Origin of the sequence: Streptomyces mirabilis (assembly GCF_018310535.1) — a bacterium.
Taxonomy (GTDB): domain Bacteria; phylum Actinomycetota; class Actinomycetes; order Streptomycetales; family Streptomycetaceae; genus Streptomyces.
This window is the reverse complement of record NZ_CP074102.1, coordinates 2,152,693-2,178,505: the sequence shown is the minus strand read 5'-3', so window position 1 is coordinate 2,178,505 and position 25,813 is coordinate 2,152,693. Positions and strand designations below refer to the sequence as shown.

Annotated in this window: 26 protein-coding genes and 1 pseudogene; 16 read left to right on the top strand and 11 right to left on the bottom strand. The window is 69.4% G+C overall.

Annotated elements, in window-relative coordinates; translation table 11 throughout:
* Positions 1-273: 273 nt before the first annotated feature.
* A complete protein-coding gene (gene whiG, locus SMIR_RS09390) occupies positions 274-1,116 on the top strand; it encodes an RNA polymerase sigma factor WhiG (protein ID WP_067371119.1) in 843 nt (280 codons plus the stop codon).
* A gap of 143 nt (positions 1,117-1,259) precedes the next feature.
* Positions 1,260-1,817: a TetR/AcrR family transcriptional regulator gene (locus tag SMIR_RS09385; protein ID WP_101400918.1), complete on the top strand. Its 558-nt coding sequence runs from the start codon at positions 1,260-1,262 to the stop codon at positions 1,815-1,817.
* A gap of 223 nt (positions 1,818-2,040) precedes the next feature.
* Here SMIR_RS09385 and SMIR_RS09380 read toward each other — a convergent pair whose 3' ends face one another.
* On the bottom strand, positions 2,041-2,676 hold the full coding sequence (locus tag SMIR_RS09380) for a murein hydrolase activator EnvC family protein (RefSeq protein ID WP_248003147.1): 636 nt from the start codon (positions 2,674-2,676) through the stop codon (positions 2,041-2,043).
* Positions 2,677-2,946: 270 nt separating this feature from the next.
* On the opposite strand from SMIR_RS09380, the gene rpsB reads away from it, so the two are divergent.
* From rpsB to SMIR_RS09355, 5 genes are all read left to right on the top strand, one after another.
* A complete protein-coding gene (rpsB, locus tag SMIR_RS09375; RefSeq protein WP_168496065.1) occupies positions 2,947-3,888 on the top strand; it encodes a 30S ribosomal protein S2 in 942 nt (313 codons plus the stop codon).
* Positions 3,889-3,983: 95 nt separating this feature from the next.
* Positions 3,984-4,820 carry a translation elongation factor Ts gene (gene tsf, locus SMIR_RS09370; protein WP_168496067.1) on the top strand — a complete coding sequence of 279 codons (837 nt, stop codon included), beginning with the start codon at positions 3,984-3,986 and terminating at the stop codon, positions 4,818-4,820.
* Positions 4,821-4,999: 179 nt separating this feature from the next.
* Positions 5,000-5,770: a UMP kinase gene (gene pyrH / locus SMIR_RS09365; RefSeq protein ID WP_101400921.1), complete on the top strand. Its 771-nt coding sequence runs from the start codon at positions 5,000-5,002 to the stop codon at positions 5,768-5,770.
* A 170-nt stretch (positions 5,771-5,940) separates the two neighbouring features.
* A complete protein-coding gene (frr, locus tag SMIR_RS09360) occupies positions 5,941-6,498 on the top strand; it encodes a ribosome recycling factor (protein WP_054235439.1) in 558 nt (185 codons plus the stop codon).
* On the top strand, positions 6,498-7,628 hold the full coding sequence (locus SMIR_RS09355) for a phosphatidate cytidylyltransferase (protein ID WP_212726873.1): 1,131 nt from the start codon (positions 6,498-6,500) through the stop codon (positions 7,626-7,628). Before frr ends, SMIR_RS09355 begins: the two co-directional genes overlap by 1 nt.
* 78 nt (positions 7,629-7,706) lie before the next feature.
* Here the strand turns inward: SMIR_RS09355 and SMIR_RS09350 are convergent, their stop codons facing one another.
* Positions 7,707-8,072 (bottom strand): DUF6479 family protein, encoded by a 366-nt coding sequence (locus SMIR_RS09350; protein ID WP_211118822.1) that lies wholly within the window; start codon positions 8,070-8,072, stop codon positions 7,707-7,709.
* Between the two features lie 430 nt (positions 8,073-8,502).
* On the opposite strand from SMIR_RS09350, the gene SMIR_RS09345 reads away from it, so the two are divergent.
* Positions 8,503-8,829: a hypothetical protein gene (locus tag SMIR_RS09345; RefSeq protein WP_168496071.1), complete on the top strand. Its 327-nt coding sequence runs from the start codon at positions 8,503-8,505 to the stop codon at positions 8,827-8,829.
* A gap of 274 nt (positions 8,830-9,103) precedes the next feature.
* Here the strand turns inward: SMIR_RS09345 and SMIR_RS09340 are convergent, their stop codons facing one another.
* Positions 9,104-9,388 (bottom strand): hypothetical protein, encoded by a 285-nt coding sequence (locus SMIR_RS09340; protein WP_212726872.1) that lies wholly within the window; start codon positions 9,386-9,388, stop codon positions 9,104-9,106.
* A gap of 10 nt (positions 9,389-9,398) precedes the next feature.
* Between SMIR_RS09340 and rlmN the strand changes: the two genes are divergently transcribed.
* The 5 genes from rlmN (at position 9,399) to SMIR_RS09315 (ending at position 15,484) form a co-directional block, all read left to right on the top strand.
* The gene (gene rlmN / locus SMIR_RS09335) at positions 9,399-10,505 is read left to right on the top strand and encodes a dual-specificity RNA methyltransferase RlmN (protein WP_212726871.1); all 1,107 of its coding nucleotides are present in this window, start codon (positions 9,399-9,401) and stop codon (positions 10,503-10,505) included.
* A 297-nt stretch (positions 10,506-10,802) separates the two neighbouring features.
* Positions 10,803-11,876, top strand: a complete 1,074-nt coding sequence (locus SMIR_RS09330) for a thiamine ABC transporter substrate-binding protein (RefSeq protein WP_211119072.1) — start codon at positions 10,803-10,805, stop codon at positions 11,874-11,876.
* On the top strand, positions 11,852-13,528 hold the full coding sequence (locus tag SMIR_RS09325) for an ABC transporter permease (protein ID WP_212726870.1): 1,677 nt from the start codon (positions 11,852-11,854) through the stop codon (positions 13,526-13,528). The genes SMIR_RS09330 and SMIR_RS09325 overlap by 25 nt, the downstream gene beginning before the upstream one ends.
* 80 nt (positions 13,529-13,608) lie before the next feature.
* Positions 13,609-14,673 carry an ABC transporter ATP-binding protein gene (locus tag SMIR_RS09320; RefSeq protein WP_212728338.1) on the top strand — a complete coding sequence of 355 codons (1,065 nt, stop codon included), beginning with the start codon at positions 13,609-13,611 and terminating at the stop codon, positions 14,671-14,673.
* A gap of 10 nt (positions 14,674-14,683) precedes the next feature.
* Positions 14,684-15,484: a maleylpyruvate isomerase family mycothiol-dependent enzyme gene (locus SMIR_RS09315; protein WP_168496081.1), complete on the top strand. Its 801-nt coding sequence runs from the start codon at positions 14,684-14,686 to the stop codon at positions 15,482-15,484.
* 82 nt (positions 15,485-15,566) lie between these two features.
* Here the strand turns inward: SMIR_RS09315 and SMIR_RS09310 are convergent, their stop codons facing one another.
* The 7 genes from SMIR_RS09310 to SMIR_RS09280 form a co-directional block, all read right to left on the bottom strand.
* Positions 15,567-16,256, bottom strand: coding sequence for an LAETG motif-containing sortase-dependent surface protein (locus tag SMIR_RS09310; protein ID WP_168496083.1), 690 nt, complete (start codon positions 16,254-16,256; stop codon positions 15,567-15,569).
* Between the two features lie 149 nt (positions 16,257-16,405).
* Positions 16,406-17,521: an LOG family protein gene (locus SMIR_RS09305; protein WP_168496085.1), complete on the bottom strand. Its 1,116-nt coding sequence runs from the start codon at positions 17,519-17,521 to the stop codon at positions 16,406-16,408.
* Positions 17,522-17,633: 112 nt separating this feature from the next.
* The gene (locus tag SMIR_RS09300) at positions 17,634-18,041 is read right to left on the bottom strand and encodes a VOC family protein (RefSeq protein WP_168496087.1); all 408 of its coding nucleotides are present in this window, start codon (positions 18,039-18,041) and stop codon (positions 17,634-17,636) included.
* 141 nt (positions 18,042-18,182) lie between these two features.
* Positions 18,183-19,430, bottom strand: a complete 1,248-nt coding sequence (locus SMIR_RS09295) for a hypothetical protein (RefSeq protein ID WP_168496089.1) — start codon at positions 19,428-19,430, stop codon at positions 18,183-18,185.
* Positions 19,412-20,149, bottom strand: a complete 738-nt coding sequence (locus SMIR_RS09290; protein WP_168496091.1) for an ABC transporter ATP-binding protein — start codon at positions 20,147-20,149, stop codon at positions 19,412-19,414. Before SMIR_RS09290 ends, SMIR_RS09295 begins: the two co-directional genes overlap by 19 nt.
* 189 nt (positions 20,150-20,338) lie before the next feature.
* Positions 20,339-21,721 carry an aspartate aminotransferase family protein gene (locus SMIR_RS09285; RefSeq protein WP_101400932.1) on the bottom strand — a complete coding sequence of 461 codons (1,383 nt, stop codon included), beginning with the start codon at positions 21,719-21,721 and terminating at the stop codon, positions 20,339-20,341.
* Positions 21,706-22,224, bottom strand: a complete 519-nt coding sequence (locus SMIR_RS09280; protein WP_054235338.1) for an Lrp/AsnC family transcriptional regulator — start codon at positions 22,222-22,224, stop codon at positions 21,706-21,708. Before SMIR_RS09280 ends, SMIR_RS09285 begins: the two co-directional genes overlap by 16 nt.
* Before the next feature lie 165 nt (positions 22,225-22,389).
* Here SMIR_RS09280 and SMIR_RS09275 point away from each other — a divergent pair, with 165 nt between their 5' ends.
* Positions 22,390-23,829, top strand: a complete 1,440-nt coding sequence (locus tag SMIR_RS09275; protein WP_168496093.1) for a gamma-aminobutyraldehyde dehydrogenase — start codon at positions 22,390-22,392, stop codon at positions 23,827-23,829.
* Positions 23,830-23,906: 77 nt separating this feature from the next.
* Here the strand turns inward: SMIR_RS09275 and SMIR_RS09270 are convergent, their stop codons facing one another.
* Positions 23,907-24,143, bottom strand: coding sequence for a hypothetical protein (locus SMIR_RS09270; protein WP_168496095.1), 237 nt, complete (start codon positions 24,141-24,143; stop codon positions 23,907-23,909).
* 193 nt (positions 24,144-24,336) lie between these two features.
* Here SMIR_RS09270 and SMIR_RS09265 point away from each other — a divergent pair.
* Positions 24,337-24,405 (top strand): annotated as a pseudogene (locus SMIR_RS09265) (response regulator transcription factor); the annotation flags it as partial.
* Positions 24,406-24,549: 144 nt separating this feature from the next.
* Positions 24,550-25,740 carry a polyamine ABC transporter substrate-binding protein gene (locus SMIR_RS09260; RefSeq protein ID WP_168496097.1) on the top strand — a complete coding sequence of 397 codons (1,191 nt, stop codon included), beginning with the start codon at positions 24,550-24,552 and terminating at the stop codon, positions 25,738-25,740.
* The last annotated feature ends 73 nt before the right edge of the window (positions 25,741-25,813 follow it).

Genomic DNA, 25,813 nt, shown 5'->3' with positions numbered 1-25,813 from the left:
ACCGAGCGTGTTCGGCCGTCCGGGCGAACGCCGACAGCCTTGGCAATTCCCGCAGTTGATGTCTCTCAATGATCACGGAGGGCGACGAACGTGCCCCCGAGGGACGCACAGCGGAACGTATCTGCGCACGGCTGATCCGCTCAGCTTCGCGCACTGCGACGCCCCAGTCACGCTACGCTCACGTGAATTCCGACGCAGGACAGGCAACTCGACATCAGCGCGACAGCTCACCCAGGTACCCCCAGTTCACGGCAGAACGGCACAAGGCGACGAATGCCCCAGCACACCTCCGGGTCCGATCGGGCGGCGATCCCCCCAGCCGCCCGCGACGGCGGTAGCGTGCGCCCGCCCGCTCCCTCGACGCTCGACGAGCTGTGGCGGTCGTACAAGGCGACGGGGGACGAGCGGCTGCGCGAGCAGTTGATCCTGCACTACTCGCCGCTGGTGAAGTACGTCGCGGGGCGGGTGAGCGTGGGTCTGCCGGCCAATGTGGAGCAGGCCGACTTCGTCTCGTCGGGGGTGTTCGGGCTGATCGACGCGATCGAGAAGTTCGACATCGAGCGGGAGATCAAGTTCGAGACGTACGCGATCACGCGGATCCGGGGTGCGATGATCGACGAGTTGCGGGCGCTGGACTGGATCCCCCGGTCCGTGCGGCAGAAGGCACGCAATGTGGAGCGGGCGTACGCGACGCTCGAGGCGCGGCTGCGGCGGACGCCGTCGGAGGGAGAGGTGGCCTCCGAGATGGGGATCGGGGTGGAGGAACTCCACGCGGTCTTCAGCCAGTTGTCGCTGGCCAACGTGGTGGCGCTGGAGGAGTTGCTGCACGTCGGCGGTGAGGGCGGTGGCCGGCTGAGTCTGATGGACACGCTGGAGGACACCGCGGCGGACAATCCGGTGGAGGTCGCCGAGGACCGGGAGCTGCGGAGGTTTCTGGCACGGGCGATCAACACGCTGCCGGAGCGGGAGAAGACCGTGGTCACGCTCTACTACTACGAGGGTCTGACGCTCGCGGAGATCGGGAACGTGCTGGGAGTCACGGAGAGCCGGGTGAGCCAGATCCACACCAAATCGGTGCTGCAGTTGCGCGCCAAGCTGGCGAGTTTCGGGCGCTGACCTCGAGCGGGGCAAGCTGCTGAATCGTCCCTGCCTGGTCACTCTCCCTCGCTGGCGCGTTCCATTCGGGTGGTGGGAGTGACTGCCGTCCCGGGCGGTCCGTCCGTAAAGTGGAGGGCGTGCCAAGGATTCGAGCGGCCTCCGTGGCCGAGCACCGGTCGATGCAGCGAGCCGCCCTGCTGGACGCGGCCCGGTCCCTGCTGTCCGAGGGCGGGACGGAGGCGCTGACCTTCCCGGCCCTCGCCGAACGCACGGGGCTCGCGCGGTCCTCCGTGTACGAGTACTTCCGGTCCCGGGCGGCCGTGGTAGAAGAACTGTGCGAGGTGGACTTTCCGGTCTGGGCCGCGGAGGTCTCGGCGGCGATGGCCGCGGCGGACGGGCCCGAGGACAAGGTCGAGGCGTATGTCCGGCAGCAGTTGGCGCTGGTCGGGGACCGGCGGCACCGGGCTGTCGTGGCCATCTCCGCGAGTGAGCTCGATGCCGGGGCCCGGGAGAAGATCCGCGCGGCGCACGGCGGGCTGGTAGCGATGATCGGCGACGCGCTGCGGCAGATGGGCCACGCCGAGCCTCGGCTGGCCGCGATGCTCCTTCAGGGCGTGGTCGACGCGGCGGTCCGGAGGATCGAGCTGGGGGCCGCGGAAGAGCCTGGCGCGATCACGGATGCCGCGGTGGTGATGGCACTACGGGGCGTACGGGGCTGAGCCCCTGCACGCCTGGTGCCCGGCGGCGGGGCGGACGGCACGGCCCGGCAGTGTGTGAAGCGCCGCTCCCCCTTGCGGACGGAGACGCCTCTCCTGGGCCAGCCCATGCCGACCGGCGGGCAGCGCTTCGGGCGCCCGTCGCCCATGCCCACGCGAGGCTGACTCCGCGCGAGCCGTGCGCCCGGGCCTGAAGCGTGGCCGCGGGCGGTGGTTTCCTCGACTCTCACGGCAGGAGGCTCAGGGGCCCGGACGGCTGTCGCTGCGCGCTCGTCACCGGGAGCAGGCGGGACGGGCCCCTGTGCAGGAGCCAGGGCGGGAGCAGGGCCAGGGGGTTCAAGTAGGTTCTGTCTCTTCGCAGGCCCCAGTGCAGACATGACGTTCCGCAGTGGGCGTCGCCCGGTTCGAGCGTGCCCAGTACCTCGCCGGCGGCCACCTCGTCGCCCTGGTGCACCGTCACCCGTACGGGGGTGAAGGTCGTGCGCAGGGGCGGAGCGCCCGTGCCCGTCAGTTCGACGGCGACCACTCCACGGCCCGCGACCCGCCCCGCGAAGGAGACGCGGCCCGGCGCGACGGATCGGACCGGGGTGCCCGGGGGTGCCGCGAGATCCACCCCGCGATGGCCACGGGCGTACGGCGTCGCAGGCGGGTCCCAGCCCCGCAGGACCGAGGGGCGCAGACCCACCGGCCAGAGGCGGGCGAGCTGCGGAACCGTCGCGTCGGGGGCCGGTGGACCGGCGGGAGGCGGCGGCGCCGGACCGTTCGCCCGGGCCAGGGCTGAGGGGGTCAGCGCACCCAGCACGGTCACCGTCATTCCCAACAGCAACCCCAGCCACGTGCGCACACATCGTTTCGCTCGCATGCGAGAACGGTCCCGCATCTGACGGATCATGGCCGGGATCTGTGGACCACCGGCCGGTTGTGGACAGCGGCGTCACCCTGCACCTTCCGGGTCCCGTACACTTCTCGTGGCGATCCGGGTCACCGGGTCGACTTCGCACGCCCCGACACCCGGCCATCAAAAGCCGGTGTCAGCGCCCCTCGGTCCCTCGTGGCAAGGCGCATCGCGGGCGTCAGGCGCGAGTGCCGTCCGGCACACGCGGCACAACCGAGAACACCAAGGAGAACGGCCATGGCCGTCGTCACGATGCGGGAGCTGCTGGAAAGCGGCGTCCACTTCGGTCACCAGACCCGTCGCTGGAACCCGAAGATGAAGCGCTTCATCTTCACGGAGCGCAACGGCATCTACATCATCGACCTGCTCCAGTCGCTGTCGTACATCGACCGCGCCTACGAGTTCGTCAAGGAGACCGTCGCCCACGGCGGCACGGTCATGTTCGTCGGCACGAAGAAGCAGGCGCAGGAGGCCATCGCCGAGCAGGCCACCCGTGTCGGCATGCCCTACGTCAACCAGCGCTGGCTGGGCGGCATGCTCACCAACTTCTCCACCGTCTACAAGCGTCTGCAGCGCCTCAAGGAGCTCGAGCAGATCGACTTCGAGGACGTCGCCGCTTCCGGTCTCACCAAGAAGGAGCTTCTCGTGCTCTCGCGCGAGAAGGCCAAGCTGGAGAAGACCCTCGGTGGTATCCGCGAGATGCAGAAGGTGCCCAGCGCCGTCTGGATCGTGGACACCAAGAAGGAGCACATCGCGGTCGGCGAGGCCCGGAAGCTCAACATCCCGGTCGTCGCCATCCTCGACACCAACTGTGACCCCGACGAGGTCGACTACAAGATCCCGGGCAACGACGACGCGATCCGCTCCGTCACCCTGCTCACCCGCGTGATCGCCGACGCCGTCGCCGAGGGCCTCATCTCCCGCTCCGGTGCCGGCAAGGCCGAGGGTGACAAGGCCGCGGGCGAGCCGCTCGCCGCGTGGGAGCGCGACCTGCTCGAGGGCGAGAAGAAGGCCGACGACGCCGAGGTCCAGACCTCCGCCGAGACGGAGAAGGTCGCCGACGCCGAGCAGGCCGAGGTTGTCGCCGAGGCCGAGGCCGAGGCCGAGGCCGTTGTCGATGCCCCGGCCGCCGAGGCCCCCGTCGCCGAGGCCCCGGCCGCGGACGCCGAGCAGGCCTGACCCCTCACCCCTTCGGGTCACGAACGGCGGGGGCACACCGAGCCCCCGCCGTTCGGCCCGTAGATCTTCAGACTTCGAGAGAGATTCCAGGAATCATGGCGAACTACACCGCCGCCGACGTCAAGAAGCTCCGTGAGCTCACCGGCGCCGGCATGATGGACTGCAAGAAGGCGCTGGACGAGGCCGACGGCAACGTCGACAAGGCCGTCGAGGCGCTGCGCATCAAGGGCCAGAAGGGCGTCGCCAAGCGCGAAGGCCGCTCCGCCGAGAACGGCGCCGTGGTCTCCATCATCGCTGACGACAACACCTCCGGTGTCCTGGTCGAGCTGAAGTGCGAGACGGACTTCGTCGCCAAGGGTGAGAAGTTCCAGACCGTCGCCAACGAGATCGCCCAGCACGTCGTCAAGACCTCCCCGGCCGACCTCGAGGCGCTCCTCGGCTCCGAGATCGAGCCCGGCAAGACGGTTCAGGCGTTCGTCGACGAGGCCAACGCCAACCTGGGCGAGAAGATCGTCCTGGACCGCTTCGCCCAGTTCTCCGGCGCCTACGTGACTGCGTACATGCACCGCACCATGCCCGACCTGCCCCCGCAGATCGGTGTCCTGGTCGAGCTGGACAAGGCCGACGCCGACCTCGCCAAGGGTGTCGCGCAGCACATCGCCGCCTTCGCGCCGAAGTACCTCTCCAAGGAGGACGTCCCGGCCGAGGTCGTCGAGTCCGAGCGCCGCGTCGCCGAGGAGACCACCCGCGCCGAGGGCAAGCCCGAGGCGGCCCTCCCGAAGATCGTCGAGGGTCGCGTCAACGGCTTCTTCAAGGAGGCCACCCTCCTCGGTCAGCCGTACGCGCTCGACAACAAGAAGTCCGTCCAGAAGGTCCTGGACGAGGCCGGTGTCACCCTGAAGCGCTTCGTGCGCATCAAGGTCGGCATCTGAGTCCGTACCGCGATCGACGCGCGACCCCTATAGGGTCGGCAGCAGTCGTCCGCGTACGCCGACACGCGCGCGTGCGTGACGGACGACAGCAGATCTGACGAGGAGGCCATTGCCGCGTATGGGAGACAACACCCCACCGGCAATGGCCTTCTTCGTATGTGCACCATGAGGAGATCTCCATGACCACCACCCAGGCCGACAAGGGCGAGAAGACCGACGACGGCAAAGGCGCGGGCCGCTTTCTGCTGAAGCTTTCCGGCGAGGCGTTCGCCGGCGGCGGCGGACTGGGCGTCGACCCCGACGTGGTGCACAAGATCGCCCGCGAGATCGCGGCCGTCGTGCGCGACGGCGCCCAGATCGCCGTCGTCATCGGCGGCGGCAACTTCTTCCGCGGCGCCGAGCTCCAGCAGCGCGGCATGGACCGGGCCCGCTCCGACTACATGGGGATGCTCGGCACGGTCATGAACTGCCTCGCCCTCCAGGACTTCCTGGAGAAGGAGGGCATCGACAGCCGCGTGCAGACCGCCATCACCATGGGCCAGGTCGCCGAGCCGTACATCCCGCTGCGTGCCGTACGGCACCTGGAGAAGGGCCGTGTGGTCATCTTCGGCGCCGGTATGGGCATGCCGTACTTCTCCACCGACACCACCGCCGCCCAGCGTGCCCTGGAGATCGACGCCGAGGCCCTGCTGATGGGCAAGAACGGCGTGGACGGGGTCTACGACTCCGACCCCAAGACCAACCCCGAGGCCGTCAAGTTCGACTCGCTCGGCTACGGCGAGGTCATCACGCGCGACCTCAAGGTCGCCGACATGACCGCCATCACGCTGTGCCGCGACAACAAGCTGCCGATCCTGGTCTTCGAGCTCCTGGCGGAGGGCAATATCGCGCGGGCCGTCAAGGGTGAGAAGATCGGCACACTCGTGGGTGACCAAAGCGGCCGGGCCTGACCGGGACCGACCTCGGCCGGGGACAAGCCCGGGCCGAGGATGGACCCTGACCGGGGGATGGACAATGTCCTGCCGGTCCGGAACCGTGCAGGAATAAGACGCGACGCAGCCGGCCGCCACCCCGACGAGGAGCAGCTGCCGGGCCTACTCAAGACACGCAGGAGCAAGTGGTGATCGAAGAGACCCTCCTCGAGGCCGAGGAGAAGATGGAGAAGGCCGTCGTGGTCGCCAAGGAGGACTTCGCCGCGATCCGCACCGGCCGTGCGCACCCGGCGATGTTCAACAAGATCGTGGCCGACTACTACGGCGCGCTGACGCCGATCAACCAGCTGGCCTCGTTCTCGGTGCCGGAGCCGCGCATGGCCGTGGTGACCCCGTTCGACAAGAGCGCGATGCGCAACATCGAGCAGGCGATCCGCGACTCCGACCTGGGCGTCAACCCGAGCAACGACGGCAACATCATCCGGGTGGTGTTCCCCGAGCTGACCGAGGAGCGCCGCAAGGACTACATCAAGGTCGCCAAGACCAAGGGCGAGGACGCCAAGGTGTCCATCCGCTCGGTCCGCCGCAAGGCCAAGGACGCCATCGACAAGCTGATCAAGGACGGCGAGGTCGGCGAGGACGAGGGCCGCCGCGCGGAGAAGGAGCTCGACGACACCACCGCGAAGTACGTCGCACAGGTGGACGAGCTCCTGAAGCACAAGGAAGCGGAGCTGCTCGAGGTCTGATGAACGACTCTTCCTGGGGGGCGCCGCCACAAGCCGGGTACTGGGGGCCGTCCGAGCAGGGGCCTGTCCAGGGGGCAGCCCCGGCGGGTCCCGCATACGATGCGCATAACGCGCAGCAGACTCGCCCCATGCCCATCGTGCCCGACGTACCCGCACACGGCGGAGACCAGGATGACGACCGGGGGGCCGCTCGGCTGAGTGGCCCCCTGTTCCGCGACGACACCCCGTCGGCGGGATCCCTCGGGACCCCGTCGCAGAAGCCGCAGGAGCCCATGCCCAGCCCCGTCCCACAGCCCGCCCCCGCACCGCAGAAGAAGAGTGCGGGACGCGATCTGGGTGCCGCGATAGGGGTCGGCGTCGGGCTCGGTGCGGTGATCGTCGCGTCGTTGTTCGTCGTCAAGGCCGTGTTCGTCGGGGTCATAGCGGTCGCCGTGGTGGTGGGCCTGTGGGAGCTCACGTCACGGCTCGAGGAACGCAAGGGCATCAAGGCGCCGCTCGTCCCGCTGGCGGTGGGCGGTGCGGCGATGGTCGTCTCCGGTTATGTCCGGGGCGCCGAGGGCGCATGGGTGGCGATGGCGCTCACCGCGCTGGCGGTCCTGGCCTGGCGGATGACGGAACCGCCCGAGGGCTATCTCAAGGACGTCACGGCGGGCGTCTTCGCGGCCTTCTACGTGCCGTTCCTGGCGACGTTCGTGGCCATGATGCTGACCGCCGACGACGGTCCGCGCCGCGTCCTGACGTTCCTGCTGCTGACGGTCGTCAGCGACACGGGCGCGTACGCGATCGGCTGGCGCTTCGGCAAGCACAAGCTGGCGCCGCGTATCAGCCCCGGCAAGACCCGTGAGGGCCTGTTCGGAGCGGTCACCTTCGCGATGGTCGGGGGCGCTCTGTGCATGCAGTACCTGATCGAGGACGGCACGTGGTGGCAGGGGCTGATCCTGGGCTTCGCGGTCGCGGCCACCGCCACGCTCGGCGACCTCGGCGAGTCCATGATCAAGCGGGACCTGGGCATCAAGGACATGGGCACCCTGCTACCGGGCCACGGCGGCATCATGGACCGGCTGGACTCGCTGCTGCCGACGGCGCCGGTGGTCTGGCTACTGCTGGTGCTCTTCGTGGGATCCGGCTGACCTGCACACATGTCAGTGAGGGGCTCGTCGTCCACCGGGCGGCGGGCCCCTTTTCGCAGCGTGGCCGACGGGTCGGCGTCAGTGGTGGCCCAGTCCACCGCTGCCGAACGAGCCGCTCCCGCCGTCGTGCCAGCGCTCTCGCTTCTGCGACGGGCTCGTGCGGGTCGACATGTGGGTCAGCTCGTACGGGGTGAGAGCGTGCTGGCCCTTGGCCACCTTGGGTATCTCGGCGGGCTCCCGGATCTCCCGCATCTCGCGGACCGGGCCGCCCTGCGGCATGTGCGGCTGTTCCTCGGCGCGGGGCAGACGCGGTGCGCGGGTCCGCATACGGCAGCTCAGCCAGAAGCTGCCGGCCAGGAGCGTGATGAGTGCCACGGCGATCAGGAACAGCGCGAGGCTGATCAGACCGCTGGGCTCCGCCAAATACATCGATGCATTACTCATATCAGGCAAATACCCGCAAATTACCCATCGAACCGGCCGCTCCGACCACACCGAACGCCGACGGAACCGTCGACGGTCACCCCGGAAACTCGGGCCGCGCGGCACCCCCATCGATCTGCGACACCGATATGGCCATGCCTGGGTCCGGAGGACTGGCAGCCGTCGGATGCGAACAGGCAACTCACCTGCACACTTCCCGCCGAAGCGCAATCCAAAAGGGCGCCGTCAGCGTACTGATATAGAGAGCCTCAACCTGGGGGTACGCCCGGGTCGGCTGGTTCCCGTGCAGCGGGGATCTTGGCTGCAAGACGTGATCCTCGTATGTACGAGGCGATGCCTGCGACCGCGCCGCTCCTCCCTTGCGGCTGTGGCTATCCGTCTCGTCCCGCTGAGAGTTGCGCGAGACGATGGAAGGAAAGGTGCATCCATCATGCGAGCACAACGTGCGAGGCGTCTCGCCGCAGTGTCCGCGGCCGGCATTCTGATGGCCGGCGGCGCTGCGATCGGAGCAGCAAGCACGGCCGCAGCAGCAGCCCCTGCCGTGCACACCCATGTGACCACCGACTCGTGCGGCGACCGCGGTGACTGGGGCGGAGGCTGCTTCGATCAACACTTCGACCACAACGGGTTCCGCTTTGACCACAACGGGTTCCGCTTCGATCAACGCTTCGACCACAACGGGTTCCGCTTCGATCACCGCTTCGACGACCACGGGTTCTTCCTCAACCGCGGAGGCGTCCTGATCTTCGTGCTCTAGCACTCCCTTCGAGTCCCCAACCAGGCCATCTCATACCAATGACCTGACCTGCATGAACGCGGCCGAGGTCAGGTTGGGATCTTGTCCTGACCTGGTTGGGACGAAGAGGCCGTGGTCTCAATTGGGGCCCGCCATTGGGGCCCGCCACACATTCCGGGTCGGTCTGTCGACGTCCGTCGAGGTCCGGCAGGCCCGCTGACCAGGCATGTGAGCCTCAAGGCGAACGTCAGCGGACGCCCCCGGACCAAGATCGGACAACTCGTAATGTGAACAGCTACGGGGGTTTGTCGCTGCCTATGCCTACTTCGAGCAGCCAGTCGGGTATCTGCGGTCGTACCTGCTCGCCGTGTCGCCGCTCGGCCTCCCGCTGTTCGATGTCGGCGATGCGTCGCTGTACCCGCGTGAGGGAGAGGATCAGCCACGTTTCCCTTAGCCGGCAGGGTGTGTGCGCCGGGCCGTCCCTGGGCCGTCCGAGGAGGGCCCATGACGACCAGAGACGACCAATGACGATCACCCTGCACGGCTCGCGGCCCAGTTCACGCAATTCGATCTGCGACACTGGTATGGCCATGCCTAAGCCCGGAGAACTCACATTCGTCGCCCCCCGCGGAGCCAAGAAGCCGCCGCGGCACCTCGCCGACCTCACGCCCGCCGAGCGCAAAGAGGCGGTTGCCGCGATCGGTGAGAAGCCGTTTCGCGCCAAGCAGCTCTCGCAGCACTACTTCGCGCGGTTCGCGCACGACCCCGCGGAGTGGACGGACATCCCGGCCGCCGCGCGCGGCAAGCTCCAGGAGGCGCTGCTTCCCGAGCTGATGACGGTCGTGCGGCATCTGTCGACCGACCAGGACACCACCCGCAAGACCCTGTGGCGCCTGTTCGACGGCACGCTCGTAGAGTCCGTGCTGATGCGCTACCCGGACCGGGTGACCATGTGCATCAGCTCGCAGGCGGGCTGCGGGATGAACTGCCCGTTCTGCGCCACCGGACAGGCCGGGCTGGACCGGAACCTGTCCACGGGCGAGATCGTGCACCAGATCGTGGACGGGATGCGGGCCCTCCGGGACGGCGAGATCCCGGGCGGTCCGGCGCGGCTGAGCAACATCGTCTTCATGGGCATGGGCGAGCCGCTCGCCAACTACAAGCGGGTCGTGGGCGCCATCCGCGCGCTCACCGACCCCGAGCCGGACGGGCTCGGGCTCTCGCAGCGCGGGATCACCGTGTCGACGGTCGGGCTGGTGCCCGCCATCCACCGGTTCTCCGACGAGGGCTTCAAGTGCCGTCTCGCCATCTCGCTGCACGCCCCTGACGACGAGCTGCGCGACGCCCTCGTCCCCGTCAACACGCGGTGGAAGGTGCGCGAGGTGCTCGACGCCGGTTGGGAGTACGCGGCCAAGTCCGGACGCCGGCTGTCCATCGAGTACGCCCTCATCCGGGACATCAACGACCAGGCATGGCGTGGTGACAGGCTCGGGCGGCTGCTCAAGGGCAAGCCCGTGCACGTCAACCTCATCCCGCTGAACCCGACGCCGGGCTCGAAGTGGACCGCCTCGCGGCCCGAGGACGAGAAGGCGTTCGTCGAGGCGATCGCGGCTCACGGGGTGCCGGTGACCGTCCGGGACACCCGGGGCCAGGAGATCGACGGGGCATGCGGACAGCTGGCCGCGACCGAGCGATAGTCTGATCGGCGGCAGTGCCCGGCGGTGCCCTTTTCAGTCGGTGCCGGCTAGTGCCGGCCACTGTCAGTCAATGCAATTTCATATTCCGACATCTTCATATTCCGACAGGGGAGCGCCACAGCGCTGAGAGTGCGGTAGCCGGAGCACCGGTGGGCCGCAGACCCTCTGAACCTTGCCCAGGTCATTCTGGGTAGGAAGTTCGGGCATCACTCAAGCTGTTGCGCCCTGCCCGGGAACCTTCCGAGGATCCCGGGCAGGGCCGCGTCTCTTCCTGGTCATCCCAGGAGGAATTCAGTGATCACCAAGAGGACGACCACGGCCATCGTCATCGGGCTGGGCCTCGTCACGCTGTCCGCGTGCGGGTCCTCCGACAGCGGCGGCGCCGGGGACTCCAAGACCGTCACGCTCGTCAGCCACGACTCGTGGGCCGTGTCGAAGAGCGTGCTGCAGGACTTCGAGAAGCAGTCAGGGTACAAGGTCAGGGTCCTCAAGGACGGCGACGCCGGGCAGGCCGTCAACAAGGCCATCCTCACCAAGGACAACCCGCAGGGCGACGTCTTCTTCGGCGTCGACAACACCCTGCTGTCCCGTGCGCTCGACAACGGGCTGTTCCAGTCGTACGAGGCCAAGGGCTCCGACCAGATCGTCCAGCAGTACCGGATCGACCAGGACAAGCACCGGGTCACGCCCATCGACTCCGGTGACATCTGCGTCAACTACGACAAGGCCTACTTCAGCAAGCACAAGCTGGCCCCGCCCACCTCGTTCGACGACCTGATCAAGCCCGCGTACAAGAACCTCCTCGTCACCGAGAACGCGTCCACGTCCTCGCCCGGCCTCGGCTTCCTGCTCGGGACCGCCGCGAAGTACGGCGACGACGGGTGGCAGGACTACTGGAAGAAGCTCAGGGCCAACGGCGTGAAGGTGGTCGACGGCTGGGAGCAGGCCTACAACGACGAATTCTCCGGGTCCGCGGGAGGCAAGAAGGCCAAGGCCGACCGGCCGCTGGTCGTCTCGTACGCCTCCTCCCCGCCCGCCGAGGTGATCTACGCCGACCCGAAGCCGAAGACCGCGCCGACCGGGGTCGCGAGCGGCACCTGCTTCCGCCAGGTCGAGTACGCGGGGCTGCTGAACAACGCGAAGAACACCAAGGGCGGCAAGGCGCTCCTCGACTTCCTCATCAGCGTCGAATTCCAGGACGACATGCCGCTGAACATGTTCGTGTACCCGGTCCGCGAGACCGCCCGGGTGCCCGAGGAGTTCGTGAAGTTCGGCCCGCAGGCCGAGCACCCCGAGACCCTGGCCCCCGCCAAGATCGCCGACAACCGTGACCAGTGGGTCAAGTCGTGGACCTCGCTCGTACTGAAGTAGCGCCTCGAAGGAGCCGCAAGGAGAGCGCGACGCGGATCGGGCTGATGGCCCTGCCCGTCGCGTTCTTCGCCGTCTTCTTCGCCTACCCCGTCGCCGCGATCGTCGCCCGCGGCCTCAAGATCGACGGGGTCTGGCGGTTCGGACGGATCGGTGAGGTGCTCGCGCAGTCCGACATCCGGCACGTCCTGTGGTTCACCACCTGGCAGGCGCTCGCCTCCACGGCGCTCACGCTGCTGATCGCGCTCCCCGGCGCGTATGTCTTCGCGCGCTTCGACTTCAGGGGCAAGCAGGTGCTGCGGGCGGTGGTGACGGTCCCGTTCGTGCTGCCGACGGTCGTGGTCGGTACGGCGTTCCTGGCCCTGGTGGGCCGGGGCGGACTCCTCGACCAGCTGTGGGGCGTACGGCTGGACACCACCGTCTGGGCGATTCTGCTCGCGCACGTCTTCTTCAACTACGCGGTGGTCGTACGGACCGTCGGCGGGCTCTGGTCGCAGCTCGACCCGCGTCAGGAGGAGGCCGCGCGGATGCTGGGTGCCTCCCGGTTCGCGGCCTGGCGCAAGGTGACGCTGCCGGCGCTGAGCCCGGCCGTGGCCGCCGCAGCGCTGATGGTCTTCCTCTTCACCTTCACCTCGTTCGGTGTGGTGCAGATCCTCGGCGGGCCGACCTTCTCCACCCTCGAGGTCGAGATCTACCGGCAGACCTCGGAGATCTTCGACCTCGCGACCGCGGCGGTGCTGACGATCGTCCAGTTCGTGGCGGTCGGCGCGATCCTCGCCGTGCACGCCTGGACCGTACGCCGCCGGGAGACCGCCCTGCGCCTGGTGGCTCCGGAGGTGACCGTGCGCCGACCCCGCGGGGCCGGGCAGTGGGCGCTGTTGGGCGGGGTCCTGGCGAGCATCCTCGTTCTTCTCGTCCTGCCGCTCGGGGTACTGGTCCAGCGGTCCCTGGACGTACCCGGCGGCTACGGATTCGCGTACTACAAGGCGTTGACCTCGGCCGACAGCGGCATCTTCCTGGTGGCGCCGATCGCGGCGATCGGCAACTCGCTGGAGTACGCGCTGGCCGCCACCGCCATCGCCGTCGTGATCGGCGGTCTGGCGGCCGCCGCGCTCACCCGGCGGACCGGGCGTCTCGTACGGGGCTTCGACGCGTTGCTGATGCTGCCGCTCGGCGTGTCCGCCGTGACCGTCGGGTTCGGCTTCCTGATCGCGCTCGACGAACCGCCGCTGGATCTGCGTTCCTCCTGGATCCTGGTGCCGCTCGCGCAGGCGCTGGTGGGCGTCCCCTTCGTCGTACGCACCATGCTGCCGGTGCTGCGGGCGGTGGACGGACGGCTCCGGGAGGCCGCCGCCGTCCTCGGAGCGTCGCCCTGGCGGGTGTGGCGGGAGGTCGACCTGCCGATGGTGCGGCGGGCGCTGCTGATCGCGGCGGGGTTCGCCTTCGCCGTGTCGTTGGGCGAGTTCGGGGCGACGGTCTTCATCGCGCGGCCTGACAACCCCACCCTGCCGGTTGCCGTGGCCCGGCTGCTCGGGCGTGCCGGTGACCTCAACTACGGCCAGGCGATGGCCCTTTCGACGATCTTGATGGTGGTGTGCGCGGTGGCCCTGTTGCTGTTGGAGCGCATCCGCACCGACCGGACGGGGGAGTTCTGATGGCGCGACTCGCGAAGCAAGCGACACAGGCGGCGGAGGCGGCAGAGCCGGCGCAGAAGACGCGGGAGGCGCGGGAGCGGATGCCGACGGAGCATTCCCGCGCGCGGAACGCCCTGCTGAGGGTCGAGGCCGCGACCGTACGCTTCGGCGGTCGGCCGGTACTCGACGCCGTCGGCCTCGACGTCGCCGAGCACGAGATCGTGTGTGTGCTCGGACCGAGCGGCAGCGGCAAGTCCACGCTGCTGCGCGCGGTGGCCGGACTGCAGTCGCTCGACGCGGGCCGCGTGCTCCTGGCGGGACGCGACCAGGCCGGGGTGCCCGCGCACAAGCGGGGCGTCGGGCTGATGTTCCAGGACCACCAGCTCTTCCCGCAGCGGGACGTGGGCGGCAATGTCGCCTTCGGGCTGCGCATGCACGGCGCGTCGAAGGACCAACAGGCCGCACGGGTCCAGGAGCTGCTGGAGCTGGTCGGGCTGCCCGGGGCCCAGGCGCGCGCTGTCGCCGCCCTCTCGGGTGGTGAGCAGCAGCGGGTCGCGCTGGCCCGTGCACTCGCCCCGCGCCCCCGGCTGCTGATGCTCGACGAGCCGCTCGGCCAGCTGGACCGCTCGCTGCGGGAGCGGCTCGTCGTGGAACTCCGGCAGCTCTTCGGCGAGTTGGGCACGACCGTGCTCGCCGTCACCCACGACCAGGGCGAGGCCTTCGCGCTCGCCGACCGGGTCGTGGTGATGCGCGAGGGAAGGATCGCCCAGTCCGGCACGCCACTTGAGGTCTGGACGCACCCGGCGGACGAGTTCGTGGCCCGTTTCCTCGGCTTCGACAACGTGGTCGCGGCGACGGTGCGCGATCGGCTCGCGGACACCCCGTGGGGGAAGGTCCCGGTGCCGGAGGGTACCGCGCAGGGCCCCGGCACCCTCCTCGTACGGCCCGCGGGCGTGCGGCTGGTCGCCCCCGCGGACGGGCTGCGCTGCACCGTGGCCGCACGCACCTTCCGGGGCACCCACGTCGCCGTACAGCTGAAGCCGGAAGGCGCGCCGCCCATCGAGGCGGCGTGCGCGCTGCGGGAGGCGCCCGCGCCTGGCGACGAGGTCGGCGTGGCATTCGAGGCAGCTGAAATCGTGGTGCTCGGGGAGCCGTCGGCGCCATAGGGTGCGGATCATGACGCCACTCGCACATGACCGCTACTGCGACGCGATCGAAGTGGAGGTGCGGCGACTGAGGGACGTGGTGACGTCCGGGGCCGACCTGTCCGCGACCGTGCCGACCTGCCCGGACTGGTCGCTGGAGCGGCTCGTGCGGCACACGGGCGGGGCGCTGCGCTGGGTCGAGCTCATCGTCCGCACGAAGGCGCAGGAGAACGTCCACGACGAGCGGGTGCCGCTCCTTGAGGGACCCGCCGCCGAGGGCGACCCCGCCGCGCTGGACGCCTGGCTCGCCGAGACCGGCGAGATGCTCGTCGCCGCGCTGCGCGAGGCGGGGCCCGACACCAAGGTGTGGGCCTGGGCCGGGGACCTCAGCTCCGGCTTCTGGGCCCGCCGGATGACGCACGAGCTGGTGATCCACCGCGCCGACGCGACGCTGGCGGCCGGGCTGCCGTACGAGGTGGCGCCCGATGTGGCCGCGGACGCGATCGACGAGTGGCTGGGGATCATCGAGTTCGTGCAGCGGACGCGGCCGCACGATGCCGCCGCGGCCGAACTGCGCGGACCGGGCCGCAGCATCCACCTGCACGCCACCGACACCCCGCCCGAACTCGACGCCGAGTGGGTCGTCGAGCTCACCGAGGAGGGCGTCACCTGGCGCCGGGACCACGAGAAGGCGACCGTCGCGCTGCGCGGCCCGCTCACCGACATCCTGCTTGCCTTCTACCGCCGACTGCCGCTGGACGACGGGCGGTTGGAGGTGCTGGGGGAGCGGGAGCTACTGGACTTCTGGCTGGAGCGGGCGACCTTCGGCTAGCCGGCGCACCCGGACAGGCGTGTGGCCCGCCCCCTTCGAGAGGGACGGGCCACACGTTTCACGCGGACGTACGGTGTGCGGTTCAGCTCGACTTCGAGGCGCCGCGGCGACGCATGCCGAAGAACACCGCTCCGCCGCCGACCAGCACGAGGGCACCGGCGATACCGGCGATCATCGGCGTGTTGGAGTTCGCACCGGTCTCGGCGAGGTTGGAGCTACCGGCCGCGGGGGACGGGGCGTTGTCGCCCGGCGTCGCGGGGGCGGCGCTGCTCTCCGACTCCGACGGGTTCGCGGAAGGCGTCCCCGAGGAAGCGGGCGAGGACGGGGTCTTCGACGGCTTCGGGGTCTCCGAGGCCGACGGCGAGGGCGACTCGGTCGCGCAGGCCGTGGACGGAGCGGTCACGTTCTCCTTGATGTCCGCGTCGACCTGGTTACCGGCCTTGACGTGGACGCGGTACGTGGCGTTCGGCTTCCAGTCCTCGGCGAAGGTGATGGTGACGCCTTGGCGCGAGCCCTGGACTTCCTGCTCGCCGACCTTCTTCGCGTCGGCGCCATTGGACTCCAGGAACACGGAGACGGTCGCCTTGGCGCCGGAAGCATCCACGTCCGTGACGGAGATGATGCCCTTGGTGCCGTCGCACTTGGCTTCGGCGGAGAACTCACTGATGTTGCAAGCAAGGGCGTTGCCGGCGGCACCGAGCGCGAGCGCGGCGGTGGCGGAGGCAACACCGAGGATTCGCACGGAACGTGCGGTACGGCGAGATATGGACACGATTGCCCTTCACAGAATGCGCAACTGCGGGGGGTTTAAGGGGGGTTCTGCTGTGTCAACAGGGCCCCCTCGGGCCCCACAGGTTTATAAGTGCCGCCTAAGGGCTGTCAATGCATATGCCCTGCCGTGCCGTCGGCTTTGCCTTGTCATTAACCGCCGAGGCGTTTGAGCGCCTCCGGCGCCTCCTGGATCCGGTCCACCAGTGCGATCCGGGACTCCATCGACCGTTCACGGGCAAGGGATTGGAGAAGGGGCCAAGTGGGGTGTTTTTCGGTCCAATGCGCACGGTTCACAAGAACCATGGGGGTGGGCTCACCGCGCGACTCGTAGTAGTTCGGGGTCGCGTTGTCGAAGATCTCCTGTACGGTCCCGGCGGCGCCCGGCAGGAAGACGACACCCGCGTTCGAACGGGCCAACAGCCCGTCCTCCCGGGTCGCGTTGGCGAAGTACTTGGCAATGTGGGCGGCGAAGGCGTTCGGCGGTTCGTGGCCGTAGAACCAGGTCGGGATGCCGACGGAGGGGCCGCCGCCCGGCCAGCGCTCGCGCACGGCGAAGGCGGCGCGCGCCCAGTCGCCGATGGAGGGGGTGAACGACGGTGCCTCGGCGAGGAGCCGGAGCGCCTCGGTGAGCATCTCGTCGTCGAACGGGGCGGCGTACGCGCCGAGGTTCGCGGCCTCCATCGCGCCGGGGCCGCCGCCGGTGGCGACCGTGAGCCCGGCACGCGCCAGTTCGCGCCCCAGGCGTGCGGCGCCCTCGTAGGCCTCCGTGCCGCGTGCCATCGCGTGACCGCCCATCACGCCCACGACTCGGGTGCCGACGAGGAGTTCGTCGAGCGCGTCCGACACCGAGTCGTCGTGGATCGCGCGCAGCATCGACGCGAAGATGTCGCCGTCGGCCTTGGTCTGCTGGAACCAGACGTACGCGCGGGCGTCCGGGGTCGCCTCGTAACCCGTGTCGAGCGACGCGAAGAGTTCGTCCGGGGAGTAGAGCGACCCGCGGTAGGGGTCGAAGGGCAGTCCGGGTATGGGCGGAAAGACGAGCGCGCCGGTGGCCCGTACCCGTGCAGCCGCCTCGGGGTCCATCGGGCAGCCGAGGAAGACGGCTCCCGCGGTGTCCACGGCGAGCAGGGCATCCGTACGGTCCGTCAGATCCACGGCCTGGACGCGGAACCGGGCGAGCGAGCCGTACTCCGAGACGACCTTGTCGAACTCGGCGAGGGACTCGATCTCGTGGTCATGGGCGGCGTGAAGGGGAGTTGGCTGCACGCGGCCATGCTAGGGGTGGGTCCTTCGGCGGTGGGCGGCGGTCTCCCCTCCTGGAGCGAGGCTCCCACCTTTGAGGGGGACACATGCGTGGGTGTCCCCCCTCCGGGGGGGCTCAGCTCTGGACCGCGGCCGGGTCCATCCACATGACTTCCCAGGTGTGGCCGTCCAGGTCGTCGAAGGTGCGGCCGTACATGAAGCCGTGGTCCTGGGCCTCCCGGGTCCCCGAGCCGCCCGCCGCGAGGGCCTTGTCGCAGAGCTCGTCGACCTTCTCGCGGCTCTCGGCGCTCAGACACAGCAGCACCTCGCTGGTCTTCGTCGGGTCCGCGATCTCCTTCTTCGTGAAGTCCGTGTAGCGCTGCTTGCTCAGCAGCATCGCGATGATCGTGTCGCTGATGACGACACAGGCGCAGTCGTCCGTCGTGAACTGCGGGTTGATCGTGTAGCCGAGCTCGGTGAAGAACTTCTTCGAGGTGTCGACGTCGTTCACGGCGAGGTTCACGAAGATCATCTGCTGGTACATGAGGGGTCTCTCCCGGTGAGGGTGAAGTGATGCGGTGCCGTTCGCAGAGGTAGACCGCTCCTCCGCGCGGAACTCATCGCTCGCCGGGAAAGAAATGGGAAGGAGGCGGGAAGGAAGGGGGAAGGAAACGCGTACGCGTGCTCAGCGCACCAGCGGCACCGCCGCCAGTTCCGCGACCACCCAGGTCAGCGGGCCGAACGTGGCGAGCAGCGCGCCCGCGCGGAGCAGCGCGGCGCCCCTCAGCACCGTGGTCGGTGCCCCCATGCGCAGCAGCGCCGCCGTGGTGTCGGCGCGCGCGTGCTTGGCTTCGATCGCCGACGTCAGCAGGGTCGCGACGGTGCACCCGGCCACGAGCAGCGCTCCGAGCGTGCTGAGCGGACCGAACGAGGGCCGCGCCCCCGAGTACACCGTCGCCATGGCGTACGCGCCGGACGCGACCGCGCATACCACGCCGAGCGGGCGCCCGATGCGCCGGGCCTCCTCCTGCAGGACGCGCCCGGCGAGCAGCCGCAGCACGCCGGGGCGTACGGCCTGGAGCAGCCGCCCGCACAGGTGCGTGATCGCGGGGGCGGCCAGCATCAGCCCGAGCGCGGTCAGGGACCAGCCGCCGAACACCCGGGCGGGGCCGCCCGTGAAACGGCCAGGCAGCGCCAGGCCGGGTCCCGAACGGCTCGCGTACGCCTCCACGGCAAGGCCCGCCGCGAGGACGGCGGTGCCCCAGGGCAGTCCCCCGGGGGTGGGCAGCGGAGGGGCGGGCTGCTGCGGATCCAGCGGGCGCCCTGGCTGGTCGGCGTACGGGCCGGACTTGGCGCGTGTACGGGACGGCTCATGGGGGGAGTCGCCGTCGGCGCCCGGCCGTCGGGGACGGGTCGGCCGGGGACTCCGCGGTCGCAGCGCCACCGCGCTCGCCAGGGAGGCGGCCAGCGGGACCAGCAGCAGCAGGGTCACGGCCGCGGGCAGCGGCAGCGGGTAGTCGGCGGCGAGGAAGGCCGCCTCGCCGCCGTCGAAGGACATGCCGGGCAGGTCGCCGCGCAGGTGCAGGAAGACGAGCAGCGCGAGCATCGAGCCGAGCGTGGTCGACAGGGCGGTGGTGACCGCCGAGATCGCCATCAGCCGGCCGGGGCCGAGTCCGATCGCCGCGAGCCCGGGGCGTGGCCGGGTCCCCGGGTCCGTACGGGCGACCGCGACCGCGAAGTGCACGGTGGCGGCGGCGGGCGCGAGGCACCACAGGAGCCGCAGCAGCGCGCCGGCCGAGGGGTCCGGGTGCGCCAGCGCGTACCCCAGCGTGCACAGCAGCAGGAAGCCGGTGCCCGCCGAGGCGGCGACGACAAGAAGTCTGCGCAGCTGGACGAGGGAGTGGGCCCCGCGGGCTAGACGGAGAGCGAGCACGCGGCCCGGCCTTCCGCCTCGACGACCGGGGGCAGGTGGAGGGTGTTCACGCGCCGTCCGTCGAGCAGCGACACGGTGCGGTCGGCGAGGGCCGCGGTGTCCGCGTAGTGCGTGGCGAGGACGACCGTGATGCCGTGGGAGCGGGCCGCCGAGGTGAGGGTGCGCAGGACGTGGGCGCCGTCGGCGCGGTGCAGCGGGGCGGACGGTTCGTCGGCGAAGAGCACCTTGGGGGAGAGGGCGAGCGCCCGGGCGATGGCGACGCGCTGCCGCTCGGTCTGGAGCAGGGCGTGCGGGCGTTTGCGGGCGCAGTCGCGGATGTCGAGGCGTTCCAGCCACTCGAGGGCGGCGGTCTTGGCGGCCCGGCGGCCACAGCCACGCAGCATCAGGGGCAGCGCCGCGTTCTCCCAGGCGTTCAGTTCCGGTACGAGGACGGGCGTGGGGTCGATCCAGCCGAAGCGGTCGCGGCGCAGCCGTTCGCGGGTGACGGGGTCCATGGTGTGCACCGGCGTGCTGTTGAACCAGACCTCGCCCTGCTGGGGCAGCAGCTGCCCCGACAGACACCGGAGCAGGGTCGTCTTGCCGCTGCCGCGTGGGCCGCCGACGGCGAGGATCTCGCCGTCGCGGATGCCGAGCGAGACACCGCTGAGCGCGGGCGAGCCGTTGTGCTTGACGTGCAGGGCGCGTGCCCAGAGCACGTCGTTGTCCGGCGGGGCCACCATCGCGTACACCTCGTTCAGATCAGATTTGCGCTGCCAATCCCCCGGACGAGGGAACGAAGGCAGGGCCGATCGGTCACTGGGCACGCTAGGGAGTCGGGGCCGCCAGGCCGGACAGCACGCGGCCCCGAGGCGCCCATTCTCACTCGAACGGGCGCCACCGGGGCCGTTGTTGATCATCCCGGAGGAAGATCAGAGCTTTGTCCACGCCTCCGTCAGCACCTGACGGACGATCCCCTCGATCTCGTCGAAGGTCGACTGGTCGGAGATCAGCGGCGGCGACAGCTGGATGACCGGGTCACCGCGGTCGTCGGCGCGGCAGTAGAGGCCGTACTCGAAGAGCTTCTTGGAGACGAAGCCGTAGAGCACGCGCTCCGACTCCTCGTCCGTGAAGGTCTCCTTGGTGGCCTTGTCCTTCACCAGCTCGATGCCGTAGAAGAAGCCGTTGCCGCGGACGTCACCGACGATCGGCAGGTCGTGCAGCTTCTGCAGGGTCTGCAGGAAGTTGGCCTCGTTGTCGAGCACGTGCTGGTTGAGGCCCTCACGCTCGAAGATGTCGAGGTTGGTGAGCGCCACGGCCGCGGAGACCGGGTGGCCGCCGAAGGTGTAGCCGTGCAGGAAGGTGTTGTCGCCCTTGTAGAACGGCTCGGCGATCCGGTCCGAGACGATGGCGGCACCGATGGGGGAGTAGCCCGAGGTCATGCCCTTGGCGCAGGTGATGATGTCCGGGACGTAGCCGAACTTGTCACAGGCGAACATCGTGCCGAGGCGGCCGAAGGCGCAGATGACCTCGTCGGAGACGAGCAGCACGTCGTACTTGTCGCAGATCTCGCGCACGCGCTGGAAGTAGCCGGGCGGCGGCGGGAAGCAGCCGCCGGCGTTCTGCACCGGCTCCAGGAAGACCGCGGCGACGGTCTCCGGGCCCTCGAACAGGATCTCCTGCTCGATCTGGTCGGCGGCCCAGCGGCCGAAGGCCTCCGGGTCGTCGCCGTGGATCGGGGCGCGGTAGATGTTCGTGTTCGGCACCTTGTGCGCGCCCGGGACGAGCGGCTCGAAGGGGGCCTTCAGAGCCGGCAGGCCCGTGATGGACAGGGCGCCCTGCGGGGTGCCGTGGTAGGCGACCGCACGCGAGATGACCTTGTACTTCGTGTAGTTGCCGGTGAGCTTGTGGTACTGCTTGGCGAGCTTCCACGCGGTCTCGACGGCCTCGCCACCGCCGGTGGTGAAGAAGACCTTGTTCAGGTCGCCCGGAGCGTAGTGCGCGAGGCGCTCGGCGAGCTCGACGGCCTTGGGGTGGGCGTAGGACCACACCGGGAAGAAGGCCAGCTCCTGCGCCTGCTTGAACGCCGTCTCCGCGAGCTCGGTGCGGCCGTGGCCCGCCTGGACCACGAACAGGCCCGCGAGACCGTCGAGGTAGCGCTTGCCCTTGTCGTCGTAGATGTAGGTGCCCTCACCACGGACGATGGTGGGAACGGGCGCGTTCTCGTACGAGGACATGCGGGTGAAGTGCATCCACAAGTGGTCGTACGCGGTCTTGCTCAGGTCCTGTGTGCTCACGGCTATCGGGTTCCCCACATGTAGGTCTGCTTCTTGAGCTTCAGATAGACGAAGCTCTCGGTGGAGCGCACCCCGGGCAGGGCCCGGATGCGTTTGTTGATGACGTCCAGCAGGTGGTCGTCGTCCTCGCAGACGATCTCCGCGAGGATGTCGAACGAGCCCGCGGTCATCACCACGTACTCGACTTCCGACATGGCGGTCAGCGCGTCGGCCACCGGATCGAGGTCGCCCTCGACATTGACGCCGACCATCGCCTGCCTGCGGAAGCCCACGGTGAGCGGGTCCGTGACGGCGACGATCTGCATCACGCCCTGGTCGAGCAGCTTCTGGACGCGCTGACGCACGGCCGCCTCGGACAGGCCGACGGCCTTGCCGATCGCGGCGTACGGACGGCGTCCGTCCTGCTGGAGCTGCTCGATGATGGCGAGGGATACGGAGTCCAGCTGGGGACTGCCGTTCCTGGACTCGCGGGTGGAGTCCCTGGGGTCTGCGCTTCGACTGGCCACGAGCTCACTGTGCACGACGTCTCGACGGTTCCGCAAGGCCGTAGCGATGAAATTCGTTGTTTACGAGGTCGTAGCTTGCGGATTTCGCAGTCAAGGGGTGACCGGGGGTGTTGAAAACGTGGGCCCACGGATTAGGGTGGGTGTCTCAGCGATTGGACACCTGAACTTGGAGGGCCGGCAGTGAGCACCGAGCTGCGTCGTCTGCGCAATTACATCGACGGTGAGTTCCGGGACGCCGCCGACGGGCGGACCACCGAGGTCGTCAATCCCGCGACCGGCGAGGCGTACGCGAGCGCGCCGCTGTCCGGTCAGGCCGACGTGGACGCCGCCATGGCGGCCGCCGCGGCGGCCTTCCCGGCTTGGCGCGACCAGACCCCGGCCGAGCGTCAGAAGGCCCTCCTGAAGATCGCGGACGCGTTCGAGGAGCGGGCCGAGGAACTGATCGCCGCCGAGGTCGAGAACACCGGCAAGCCGATCGGGCTGACCCGGTCCGAGGAAATCCCGCCCATGGTCGACCAGATCCGCTTCTTCGCGGGCGCGGCGCGGATGCTCGAGGGCCGCTCGGCCGGCGAGTACATGGAGGGGATGACCTCCATCATCCGCCGCGAGCCGATCGGTGTCTGCGCGCAGGTCGCGCCGTGGAACTACCCGATGATGATGGCGGTGTGGAAGTTCGCCCCGGCGCTCGCGGCGGGCAACACGGTCGTCCTGAAGCCCTCGGACACCACCCCCGCCTCCACCGTTCTGATCGCCGACATCATCGGCGGCATCCTGCCCAAGGGCGTCTTCAACGTCATCTGCGGCGACCGCGAGACCGGCCGCGCGATGGTCGAGCACCCGACCCCGGCGATGGCCTCCATCACGGGCTCCGTACGCGCGGGTATGTCCGTCGCCGAGTCGGCGTCCAAGGACCTCAAGCGGGTCCACCTGGAGCTGGGCGGCAAGGCCCCGGTCGTGGTCTTCGAGGACACCGACATCGCCAAGGCCGTCGAGGACATCTCGGTCGCGGGCTTCTTCAACGCGGGCCAGGACTGTACGGCCGCCACCCGCGTCCTCGTCCAGGAGTCCATCCACGACGAGTTCGTCGCCGCACTCGCCAAGGCCGCCGCCGAGACGAAGACCGGCCAGCCGGACGACGAGGACGTGCTCTACGGCCCGCTCAACAACCCGAACCAGCTCAAGCAGGTCGCCGGGTTCATCGAGCGCCTGCCCGCGCACGCCAAGGTCGAGGCGGGCGGCCAGCAGGTCGGCGACAAGGGCTACTTCTACGCCGCGACCGTCGTCTCCGGCCTCAAGCAGGACGACGAGATCATCCAGAACGAGGTCTTCGGGCCGGTCATCACCGTCCAGTCCTTCACGGACGAGGCCCAGGCCATCGAGTGGGCCAACGGCGTCGACTACGCCCTCGCCTCCTCGGTCTGGACGAAGGACCACGGCCGCGCGATGCGCCTGTCGAAGTCCCTCGACTTCGGCTGCGTGTGGATCAACACCCACATCCCGCTGGTCGCCGAGATGCCGCACGGCGGCTTCAAGAAATCCGGCTACGGCAAGGACCTGTCGGCGTACGGCTTCGACGACTACACGCGGATCAAGCACGTGATGACGTCGCTGGACGCGTAGTTCGTACGGTGTGAACCGTGCGGCCCCGGACGGAAGTTGATCCCGTCCGGGGCCGCGGTGTTCCCCCCTCGCGATGGTCAGGCGTGCCGACTGCCGCTGGTCGTGAGTGACGGGAGGCCCGGGTCACCGGGGGTTCCGGGCTCGATGCGCAGGGACCTGCCCGGGCCCGTGCCCGCTCCCTTGCCCGGTTCGGGCAGCGGCGGCAGGCCGGAGGGGTCCGGGAAGGTGATGCCGGCCTTCTTCAGGATCGGCGCGCAGGTGTTCAGGGCGCCCTTGTAGGCATCCGACGTGGGGTCGAGGTCTTTGCCGGTCACCTTCACGTCCAGCCGTGCGTGTCCGCTTCCGTCCTCGGACGCGTGGAATCCGGGGAAGTACTTCTGCCCCTCCCCGTCCTCCTGGTGGTGGGGCGGTGGTGCTGACGGGATCCAGAGAAGCGGGAGCGCGGTTACGGCACGGGAACGGCGGTGCTTATGACGGTGTAACCGCCCGCTCGCCACACTGACCGGCATGCGTGTGCTGGTGGTCGAGGACCACGAAGAGCTCGCCGAGACCGTGGCCGCCGGGCTGCGCCGTGAGGTGGCCGTGCGAGGCAGCCCTACGAGGTAGCCGCACCAGGCAACTGCCCGGTAACCAGGCGATCGACAGGGTGTCGGGTCGGCGTGCGACCGCTCGACGCAGCGTCCATTGTCCGCGCGGAGTCGCAGCAGGCATGCTGCCGGGGTGCCAGAGATTCGGAAGACCTCGCCCCGCTCCCGCCGGTCCCTGTTGCGCGTCCTGGGCGGGGGTGCGGCGCTCGGGGCCCTCGCGGGCTGCGGGGTGCCCGCCGCGTACGTGTCACCCGGTGACCGCGCCGGAGCCGACATCTCGGCCCGCGACAAGCGGCTGACCTGGGCGAACTGGCCGCTCTACATAGACACCGACGACAAGGACCACACGAAGCGGCCCACGCTGGACGCCTTCCGCAAGCGCACCGGGATCTCCGTCGACTACATCGAGGAGATCAACGACAACGACGAGTTCTTCGGCAAGATCAGCCCGTCCCTGATGAACCACCAGCGGACCGGCCGCGACCTGATCGTCATCAGCGACTGGATGTGCGCGCGCTTCGTCCGGCTCGGCTGGGTGCAGGAGATGGACCGCGCCAGGCAGCCGAACGTCGCCATATACCTCGACCCGCTGCTGAGCCGGCCCGCGTTCGACCCGGGCCGCAAGTCCACCGTGCCGTGGCAGTCCGGTATCACCGGCATCGCGTACAACCGCCGCAAGCTCGGCCGCGAGATCAACCACGTCTCGGACCTGTGGGCCCCCGACCTCAAGGGCAGGGTCACCCTGCTCTCCGGCCTCGACGAGGCGTTCGCGCTGCTCATGCAAGGCAACGGCGTCGACATCACCCGGTGGAAGGCCGACGACTTCCACAAGATCTGCGACCAGGTCGAGAAGTATGTGCACAGCGGCCAGATCCGCCGCTTCACGGGCAACGACTACACCAAGGACCTGGTCAGCGGTGACGTACTGGCCTGCCAGGCGTACTCGGGCGACGTGATCCAACTCCAGGCGGACAACCCGGACATCCGCTTCGTCGTCCCCGAGGAGGGCGCCGAGCTGTGGTCCGACTCGCTGATGATCCCCAACCTGGCCCGCCACAAGGCCAACGCCGAGAAGCTCGTCGACTACTACTACGAGCCCGAGGTCGCCGCCGAACTGGCGTCCTGGGTCAACTACGTCTGCCCGGTCCCGGCAGCCCAGCACGTCCTCGCCTCCTCCAAGGACGAGGACACCGCCGCCCTCGCCGAGAACCCGCTGATCTTCCCGAACGCCACCATGCGGAAGCGGCTGGCGATCGCGCGCGACATCACGTCCACGGAACGCACGGAGTTCGCCAAGCGCTGGAACACGATCGCGGGCCTCTGACGGCCCTGCGACGGACGACGCTCCGATCCGGAGCCAGGCCTGGTGGAACGCCATGCGCGCCGGCAGGCCGCTC